The 278-nt window shown below is 51.4% G+C and carries 1 rRNA gene; it reads left to right on the top strand.

Annotation, left to right across the window (positions count from 1 at the left end):
- Positions 1–278, top strand: a 23S ribosomal RNA gene (locus KW829_RS23085); the annotation flags it as partial.

The following is a 278-nucleotide window of genomic DNA, read 5'->3' as shown; positions in this document are numbered from 1 at the left end:
GCGAGGCCGAAAGGCGTAGTCGATGGGAAACAGGTTAATATTCCTGTACTTGGTGTTACTGCGAAGGGGGGACGGAGAAGGCTATGTTAGCCGGGCGACGGTTGTCCCGGTTTAAGCATGTAGGCGGAGAGTTTAGGTAAATCCGGACTCTTTTTAACGCTGAGGTGTGATGACGAGGCACTACGGTGCTGAAGTAACAAATGCCCTGCTTCCAGGAAAAGCCTCTAAGCATCAGGTAACATCAAATCGTACCCCAAACCGACACAGGTGGTCAGGTA

It is taken from the genome of Enterobacter sp. ENT02, assembly GCF_019219165.1.
GTDB classification, from domain to species: Bacteria; Pseudomonadota; Gammaproteobacteria; order Enterobacterales; family Enterobacteriaceae; genus Enterobacter; species Enterobacter mori.
The sequence above is the reverse complement of the archived record's forward strand: the minus strand, read 5'-3'. Positions and strand labels throughout refer to the sequence as shown.